Here is a 7,768-nt window from a genome sequence, read left to right on the forward strand (position 1 = left end):
TGTGGGCGTGGATGACGTCAGTGCGAACCGGGCCCAGCAGGCAGCCCTCTACGGTGCCCCGCTGGGCGAGGTGATCGGCCACTGCGCCGGAGTTCTCGGCTTGCGGCAGCAAGAGGTTGCTGCCCTGCTCGGCCTGTCGGCTCCCATGGTCAGCCAACTGATGAGTGCTCGTCGCATCAAGATCGCCAACCCGGTGGCCGCCGAGCGCCTGCGGATGATGGTGGAGCTCGTCGCCCAGGTGGACGACGGACTGCTCGACGTCGAGGAGGCCATGGCACGGATGAACGAGCCCACCGCCCCGCTCACCAGCACCACCCGTACCGGCACCCGCGCTGCCCAGACCAGCGACGAGGTGCAGGCCCTCTTCCGCGCCACCGCCTCGGCCGCCGACTACCTTGAGGCCGCCCGACGCCTCGACGACGACTTCCCGGGCATCGCCACCCTGTTGCGGGTCTACGGCACCGAACGCGCCGACCGGGCCCAGGAGCACACCCTGCACCTGCTGCAGGGCTGACTGGAGCCCGTTCACCCGGCTGCCGGCGCGCGAGCCCCGGTGATGGGATCATCGCCGTCGTGCTCGGCCAGCCAGCGCGGCGGGATGTAGGCACAGGTGGGATCAGAGGCCAACAGGTCTCCCGTGACGGCGTAGGCATGTGAGCGAGACCCACCACAGACCTGGTTGAACGGGCACACCCCGCACTTGCCGTGGAATTCGTCGGGGCGTCGCAGCGAGAGCATCACCGGCGAATTGCGGTAGATCCCGCGGAAGGATTCGGATTTCACGTTGCCGCAATGGTGGGGCAGGAATCCAGAGGGGTAGACGTCGCCCACATGGTCGATGAAGACGAAGCCGCGCCCGGAATTGGTGGCCAGTGGCGGCCGCGGGCGCCGATTCTCCAAGTCTGCGGGGGTCACCAACTCCAGCGTGCGGGCCATCAGCTGGTCATAGAGCGCGCCGTGGGGTGGGGCGTCGTGGGTGTCGCGCTGCATCGCCACCCGCCGGTAGGCCTGTGCCTCGGTGGTCTTGATCGCGATGTAACCGCTGACGTCGTGGGCCCACTGCAGCACGTCCTCGTTCTCCTGCGCATCCAGCGCCTGCAGGGCCTGGCCGCGTCCGGTGGGCACCAGGAAGAACAGCGACCACAGGTGGGCACCCATCTGTTTGACCTGCACCATCAGGTCTGGCAGTTCGGTGACGGTGCGACGGGTGATCGTGGAGTTGATCTGCAGCCGGAATCCGGCCTCGTTCACCACCCGTGCGGCCGCCAGGGTGGCGTCATAGGTGCCGGAGAAGCCGCGGAAGGCATCGTGCAGTTCGGCGTGGGCGGCATCCAGTGACAAGGAGATCGCCTTGCCGCCCGCCGCACGCAGGCTCGCCAGCCGCTGGGCGGTGAAGTTCGCGGTGACCGAGGGTGACAAGGCCATCGACAGGCCCAGTCGGTTGCCGTGGGCCACCAATTCCTCCAGGTCGGTGCGTTCGAAGGGGTCTCCGCCGGTGAGGATCACGATGGGGGTCGGCTTGCCGAACTGGGCAATGTCGTCCAGCAGGGCCCTTCCCTCGGTCGTGGTGAGTTGATCAGGGTGGAAGCGCTGCTGGGCATCGGCGCGGCAATGGGCACAGGCCAGCTGGCAGGCCCGAGTCACCTCCCAGATCACGATGAAGGGCCGGTCGTCGGGATCGTGACGCAGCTCCCGCACGGGGGAGCGACGGGCCCCGGTGGCTCGTGTCGTGACCGGGGAGGTGGATTGGCTCATGGCTTTCCTGACGAGATGAGGGAAGGAGGGTTGGTCGTGACGCTCAGGCCCGGGCGTGGATCTCCTCCTCCAGCTGCAGCACCTGGGGGAAGAGCACGTTGTTCTCCTTGTGGATGTGAAGGTGGAGGTCCTGTTCCATCTCGTCCAGCCCGGAAAGCATGGCCCGGTAGGAATTGCAGGCGCCTTCGGGAGGGGTGAAGCCGTCGGTGAGTGAGCGCATCTCCTTGAACAGGTCGCCGACTACGTCGTGCTCGGCCATCATCTGGCGAATGGGATTGGCCAGGTTGCCGAAGGGGAATGCGACTGGCGCCTGGGTCTTCTCGAGCTTGCTGATGGCCGGGAAGAGCACTCGCTCCTCCTTGGTGAGGTGTGGCTCCAGATCGGCGACGGCCGCGGTGTAGGCCTCGCGGACCCGTGCCAGCTCGGGATGCTTCTCGCCGTGCACCTGGAAGACCTTGTCCACCAGAGCCTGCAGCCGGGGCATCTCCTGCCACAGATAGGCGTGGTGGGTGTCGACGATGTCGTGGGCCAAGGCGGCATTGGCCAGTGGTTGGGTGGTGTGGGCTGTGGGGGCCTCGGGCAGGTCGAGGTCGCGGGCAAGGGCGTCTACGTCCAGTCCCGCTTCGGCGGCGGCCTGGGCCAGGCTGCGCTGACCATTGCAGCAGTAGTCGAGCCCGTGCTGCTCCAGGAGGCGAGCTCGCCTCATGTCCTGTGCGACGAGGTCTCCGAGGGTGGTGCTGGTGTCGATCATGGCTCTCCTCGTGTGTGGTTGCTGGGGTTGGGATCCCCAACACCTCCGACTATACAAGGAATATTCCGTGTAAAAATGTTGGGGTGGTCGTTCACCCTCCCGTTGCTCGAAAGCCCTAGCCTGCCGCGCATGACCAGCGCTTCCCCCGCCCTTGCTCGTCGGCTCGGCCTGACCGACGCCGTCGCCATTGGCCTGGGCTCCATGCTCGGTGCCGGCGTCTTCGCCGCCTTCACCCCGGCGGCACGGGTCGCCGGTCAGTGGTTGATGGTGAGCCTGGCCATTGCTGCAGTGGTCGCCTTCTGCAATGCCACCAGCTCGGCCCAGCTGGCCGCCCGCTACCCGACCAGCGGCGGCACCTACTTCTACGGACGTGAGGAACTCGGGCCCTGGCCGGGCTTCCTGGCCGGTTGGTGCTTCGTGATCGGCAAGACCGCCTCCTGCGCCGCAATGGCACTCACCGCGGCGCACTACCTGGTGCCACACGCCTGGCAACGTCCGGCCGCAGTGCTGCTGGTCTGGGCGCTGGCGAGCGCCAACCTGCGGGGCATCACCCGCACCGCGAAACTGACGCGAGCCCTGGCCGCGGTCGTGATCGTGGTCCTGGCGCTGGTGGTCCTTCTGGGCTGGACGGCAGAGGCGCCGGTTACGTCCGACGCGCCGCGGCAGATCGGCGCCTTCGGCGTGCTGCAGGGCGCGGGACTGCTCTTCTTCGCCTTCGCCGGTTACGCCCGCATCGCGACGATGGGTGAGGAGGTTACCGAGCCCGAGCGCACCATTCCCCGCGCCATCGTGCTGGCACTGGGCATTGCCTTGCTCATCTACCTGGCCGTCGCGCTCACCCTGTTGCACGTGCTGGGTGCCGGGGCCCTGGCCAGCAGCAACGCACCCCTGGCCGCCGTCGTGCAGACGGTGGGGGCCTCCTGGGCGAGCCCGGTCGTCCGTTTCGGGGCCGGAGCTGCCGCGCTGGGGGCCCTGCTGAACCTGATGACCGGCATCGGCCGCACCTCCTTGGCGATGGCTCGCGGGGGCGACCTGCCCCGAGCCCTGGCCACGATCGAGCCGAAGCACCAGGTGCCACGCACCGCCGAGCTGACGCTGGCGGTGGTGGTCACCGTCCTGGTGCTCACCACCGACCTGCGTGGGGCGATCGGCTTCTCGAGCTTTGGGGTCTTGCTCTACTACTTCGTCGCCAATGCCGCTGCCTGGCACCAGAGCGAGGGGCGTCGCTATCCGCGAGCCCTGCAGGGATTGGGCATGGTGCTGTGCCTGGTGCTGGCGGCCACGCTGCCTGTCGGCTCGGTCGTCGCTGGCCTGGCGGTGCTGGCCATGGGCGTCGGGATCCGGCTCGTGGCCCGGCGCTGACGTCCTCAGCGGTGCTCTGAGGAGTCCCCTCCCGGCTTCCACTCCGTCTGGTAGGGCAGTCCATTGCCGGACGGGGCCGCATCGGGCCGGTTCCTGCGGCGCCGGGTCAGGCCGAGCACCACTCCGCAGGCGGTCAGGATGATGCCCAGGACGCCCAGCAGCACCGGCCAGGGGCTGATCCCGTGCGACTCGTCACTGGTGCCGGTCTGCGAGCCAGCCTTGTCCTGGCTGGTCTGGTCCGAGCCAGAACCACCGGCGACCGCAGCCGGGCTGCCGGAATCACCCGACGGCGCAGCCGTCGCGCTCGCGGACGGGCTGGGGGAGACCCCGGCCACCGTGCCATAGGCGGGTACGCCCTGCACCTTGCCGTCGACCTTGGTCACGAACTGGTAGGGCACCTCCACCTTCGGCGCATCGGCGGGGCCGCGCACGCCGATCGCCACCCGGTAGTGGCCGGCGACCCACGGGTGCTTGAGCGGCTGCCCCTCGGGGAAGTTGAAGGTGACGTCTGCGGCCTGCATCTTGCTGGAGTAGCCGTACTGGGTGAGCCGGATGGGGTGCTCGGCCACCTTGCGCCCGGCCGGGTCGAACAGTTCGGCGTCAAGCACCATCCGCTGTTCCCGGAAGAGCTTGGCCAGCTGCGGCCCGGGCTTGGGCGACTGCACCTGCACCGACAGGCTCTGCCCCCACCCGACGGGGACCTTGTAGGTGTGCATCTGGCCCGGCGCCAGGACGTGCTCGTAGGTGGCACCGCCCACGATCGGTGCCGCGGCCGCCAGGGTGCCGCCGGGCTGGACGCTGGTGCCCGGCCCGAAGGCTGGCGCGGGCAGGGTGCGCCTGGCTGGCGCCTCGGGCAGCTGGTCCAGGTTGGTCACCGGCGGGACCTCGCTGACCACGAGCTGGAGCGGGGGGGTGCCGGTGCCCTTGCGCACGCCCTTGCGCTTCACCTGGAGGACCAGGTCGGTTGCCGAGGCGCAGTCCTCGTCGCGCTGGTCGGCCACGGCCGTGGCGGAGACCATCATCTGGTCGCCCCCGGGGTGGCCGTTGGCGGTGTCGACGCCACACTGCGTCTCGCCCGCGCTCAGCGTCGCCATGACAGCGTCCTGCTGCTCGGCATTCGGGTGGACGATCGCGGTGGCCAGCAGCGTCGAGCCGGGGATGGTGCGGCGCAGGCGGTAGAAGCGCACACCGTCCTCGGAGCCGTCGGGCCCGATGTCGTCGATCCAGTCGCCGACCCGGATGCTGGGTGCCCCCACGATGGTGCGGGTGCCCTTGACCGGTTTGCCGTCGACCATCTTGGGCGGCAGCAGGGTGCGCTGGGCCCGGTCGAGGGCCTCGGCGAGCTGGGTGGCGTCCTTGGCGTCGTGGTAGGTGCCCTTGCCCTTGTCCGCGATGCACTGCAGCTGCTTGCGGGTGGTGGCATCGACGCCCAGCCCCACCACGTGGATGGCCAGGTCGACCCCCTTGCCGGCCAGCTGTTCGGCGACATCGCAGGGATCGGGCTCGCAGGTGGCGACGCCGTCGCTGACCAGCACGATGGAGCGCTTGCCGCTCTCGCCGAGGTCCTTGGCGGCCTCCTGCAGGCCGTGGCCGATGGGCGTCTCGCCATGGGGCTTGTAGTTGGCGGCGGCGGTCTCGAGTGCGGCGCGGTTGTCGGTCCCCACCGGCACCACCAGCTGGGAGTCCTGGCAGGCGCCCGGGTCGCCGGCATTCTCGACGCTGGCGCCGAAGACCCGCAGGCCGGTCGCGGTGTCGACGGGCAGGTCTGCGATCACCGAGCTGAGCGCGGTGCGGGCCGCCTCGATCTTGGTCATGCCGCCCTGGGCGGGTTCCTTCATGGAGCCCGAGGAGTCGAGCAGGAGCACCATGCGGGGCTCGTCGGCGGGGGCGGCCGCGGTGGTGGTGGGCTGGGCGACGGCCAGGGCGAGGGTGGCGGTCGCCAGCAGTGCGGCGCCACGGCGTGCGGTGGTCACGATCGATCCTCCAGGACGACGAGGTTTGCAGTTGCAAACTTTGCACAGGGTTGGACGACTGTCAAGGTCCCCGTCATCATCGCCCACACCACCCCCGGCCGACACATCCGGGTGGCATGCTGGGGCTCGACATGGGACAGATGATCGGTGGCCGGCACGAACTGGTGGACCTGCTCGGCCAGGGCGGTTCCGGCGCGGTCTGGCGCGTCTGGGACCACCGCGAGGGCGCCTACCGGGCCGGCAAGCTGCTGCAGCAGGCCGACGCCGCCAGCCTGGTGCGCTTCGTGCGCGAGACCGGCTGGCGCGTCGACCACCCGCACGTCGTGGCCCCGCTGGGATGGGTGGCCGAGGACGACCGCGTGCTGTTCACCATGCCCCTGGTGCGCGGCGGATCACTCAGCACCGTCCTGGGGGACCACGGCCCGCTGCCCGTCGGCTGGGCCCTCGACGTCGCCGCGCAGCTGCTGGAGGCGCTGGAGGCCGTGCACGCCGCCGGGCTCGTGCACCGCGACGTCAAGCCCGCCAACATCCTGATGGAGGCCACCGGCACCGGCCCTCCCACCATCCGGCTGGGCGACTTCGGGATCGCCGTCGCCATCGACGAACCCCGCCTGACCAGGACCAGCCAGGTGATCGGCACGCCGGGCTACCTGCCACCCGAGGCCTTGCACGGTGCCGACCCCGACCCCCGGCAGGACCTGTGGGCCGTCGGCGCCGTGGTGCTGCGCATGCTCACCGGCGAGCGCCAGCCCTACCCGCCCCGGGTCTCCGAGGCCTGGCGGCACACGACCCTTGGCCGCTGGGTGGGCTCCCTGCTGGCCGAGGTCGACGCCCGCCCCACCTCGGCCACCGCCGCCAGAGCCCGCCTGGCCGCCGTTCAGCTCGACGACCTGCTCGGCACCGGCCTGGTCCTCGACGAGGTCGTGGAGGTCTTCGACCAGGTCCCCGAACTGCCCGCGGGCTGGGGGCCGGACGGTCCGGCCCGCCCCTTCCAGCCTGCTCCCTCCGTCCAGCCCACCCGGTCCGCACGGCGCGACTGGCCCGATCTCGCCGAACCGTCCCATCCCACCGAACCGTCCCGGACGGCAGGGTTCCCCGTGGAGGCAACGATCCCCGCCACGACGGTGGCGCCCGTCGCGCGCGTGGTTCCCCGGGCCGGCGCGAACACGCACCCCGGACTCCTCGACGGCATCGGCGCCCTCCCGCTCGTCCTGCTCGGCCTCGGGCTGCTGCTGCTCGCCCTGGCACTGGCCCTGTGAACGCGAGACGAACTTTGCACCTGCAAAGAAATGGCTAGTCTTCTCCCCATGGACGAGACCGAGCACACCCGGGCACAGCAGGCCGAGCTCTACGGGGCGCCGCTGGCCGACATCCTGGGGCACTGCGCCGCCGTGCTGGGGCTCAACCAGGGCGGCATCGCCTCGCTGCTGGGCATCTCGGCCCCCATGGTCAGCCAGCTGATCAATGGCCACCGCATCAAGATCGCCAACCCCACCGCCGCGGCCCGGCTGCGCCAGGTGGAGGAGGCCGTCGCCGAGGTCGAGGCCGGACGACTGACGGTCGAGCAGGCCCTCACCCAGCTGCGCTCCCAGCCCGCGGCGGCCTTGACCGGGACCCTCACCCGCAGCCGGAGCCTCGGCGCCGAGGTGCAGGAGCTCTTCCGGGCCGCGGCCCCGGCCACCGACTACCTGGCCGCCGCCGAACGGCTCGCCGAGGACCTGCCCGCGGTGGCCGAGCTGCTGCGCGTCTACGGCGCGGAGCGCACCGACAGGGCAGAGGCCCTCACCCAGCGCCTGCGCGCCGGTTGAGGGCCCCCGTCCGGAATGCCCGGGCCCGGGCTTGCCCCGGGCCCGCAAGGGCTCAGTTGCGGTGCGAACGCTTGGCCGGGTCGTACTTCTCGTAGGGCTGGTCCTGCTCCCCGTCGACA

7 protein-coding genes are annotated in these 7,768 nt (G+C 70.6%); 4 read left to right on the top strand and 3 right to left on the bottom strand.

Annotation, left to right across the window (positions count from 1 at the left end; genetic code table 11):
• Nucleotides 1-7 precede the first annotated feature (7 nt).
• A complete protein-coding gene (locus ACHFFZ_RS14010) occupies nt 8-514 on the top strand; it encodes a DNA-binding protein (protein WP_394277219.1) in 507 nt (168 codons plus the stop codon).
• An 11-nt stretch (nt 515-525) separates the two neighbouring features.
• On the opposite strand, the gene ACHFFZ_RS14015 is transcribed toward ACHFFZ_RS14010, so the two are convergent.
• Nucleotides 526-1,755 carry a TIGR04053 family radical SAM/SPASM domain-containing protein gene (locus tag ACHFFZ_RS14015; protein WP_394277220.1) on the bottom strand — a complete coding sequence of 410 codons (1,230 nt, stop codon included), beginning with the start codon at nt 1,753-1,755 and terminating at the stop codon, nt 526-528.
• 43 nt (nt 1,756-1,798) lie between these two features.
• Nucleotides 1,799-2,506 (bottom strand): iron-sulfur cluster repair di-iron protein, encoded by a 708-nt coding sequence (gene ric / locus ACHFFZ_RS14020; RefSeq protein ID WP_394277221.1) that lies wholly within the window; start codon nt 2,504-2,506, stop codon nt 1,799-1,801.
• A 129-nt stretch (nt 2,507-2,635) separates the two neighbouring features.
• Between ric and ACHFFZ_RS14025 the strand changes: the two genes are divergently transcribed.
• Nucleotides 2,636-3,868, top strand: a complete 1,233-nt coding sequence (locus ACHFFZ_RS14025) for an APC family permease (protein WP_394277222.1) — start codon at nt 2,636-2,638, stop codon at nt 3,866-3,868.
• A gap of 5 nt (nt 3,869-3,873) precedes the next feature.
• Here ACHFFZ_RS14025 and ACHFFZ_RS14030 read toward each other — a convergent pair whose 3' ends face one another.
• Nucleotides 3,874-5,841, bottom strand: a complete 1,968-nt coding sequence (locus ACHFFZ_RS14030) for a VWA domain-containing protein (RefSeq protein ID WP_394277223.1) — start codon at nt 5,839-5,841, stop codon at nt 3,874-3,876.
• Between the two features lie 116 nt (nt 5,842-5,957).
• Here ACHFFZ_RS14030 and ACHFFZ_RS14035 point away from each other — a divergent pair, with 116 nt between their 5' ends.
• On the top strand, nt 5,958-7,100 hold the full coding sequence (locus ACHFFZ_RS14035) for a serine/threonine-protein kinase (RefSeq protein WP_394277224.1): 1,143 nt from the start codon (nt 5,958-5,960) through the stop codon (nt 7,098-7,100).
• Between the two features lie 48 nt (nt 7,101-7,148).
• Nucleotides 7,149-7,649, top strand: coding sequence for a DNA-binding protein (locus ACHFFZ_RS14040; RefSeq protein ID WP_394277225.1), 501 nt, complete (start codon nt 7,149-7,151; stop codon nt 7,647-7,649).
• Nucleotides 7,650-7,768 lie beyond the last annotated feature (119 nt).

Source organism: Luteococcus sp., assembly GCF_043424415.1.
Classification (GTDB): domain Bacteria; phylum Actinomycetota; class Actinomycetes; order Propionibacteriales; family Propionibacteriaceae; genus Luteococcus.

What these genes read in the sequence shown, in the direction of transcription:
- ACHFFZ_RS14015 (WP_394277220.1), bottom strand. Translation starts at nt 1,755, where the DNA reads ATGAGCCAATCCACCTCCCCGGTCACGACACGAGCCACCGGGGCCCGT.
- ric (WP_394277221.1), bottom strand. Translation starts at nt 2,506, where the DNA reads ATGATCGACACCAGCACCACCCTCGGAGACCTCGTCGCACAGGACATG.
- ACHFFZ_RS14025 (WP_394277222.1), top strand. Translation starts at nt 2,636, where the DNA reads ATGACCAGCGCTTCCCCCGCCCTTGCTCGTCGGCTCGGCCTGACCGAC.
- ACHFFZ_RS14035 (WP_394277224.1), top strand. Translation starts at nt 5,958, where the DNA reads ATGCTGGGGCTCGACATGGGACAGATGATCGGTGGCCGGCACGAACTG.
- ACHFFZ_RS14040 (WP_394277225.1), top strand. Translation starts at nt 7,149, where the DNA reads ATGGACGAGACCGAGCACACCCGGGCACAGCAGGCCGAGCTCTACGGG.